This is a genomic window from Janthinobacterium rivuli, assembly GCF_009208735.1.
Taxonomy (GTDB): domain Bacteria; phylum Pseudomonadota; class Gammaproteobacteria; order Burkholderiales; family Burkholderiaceae_D; genus Janthinobacterium.
Map to the genome: position 1 here is coordinate 1 of NZ_WFLJ01000113.1, position 220 is coordinate 220.

1 rRNA gene is annotated in these 220 nt (G+C 52.7%); it reads left to right on the plus strand.

The window, feature by feature from the left end:
* A 23S ribosomal RNA gene (locus tag GCN78_RS30095) occupies nt 1–220 on the plus strand; the annotation flags it as partial.

A 220-nucleotide genomic window follows, 5' to 3' on the forward strand; every position in this document is an offset into this window, starting at 1 on the left:
CGAGATTCCCAAAGTAGCGGCGAGCGAAATGGGAAGAGCCTGTACGTGATAGTCGGACCGATAACAGAATCCTCTGGAAATAGGAGCCATAGCGGGTGATAGCCCCGTATGTGAAATCGGACCGGTGATACTAAGCGTACGACAAGTAGGGCGGGACACGTGACATCCTGTCTGAATATGGGGGGACCATCCTCCAAGGCTAAATACTCGTAATCGACCG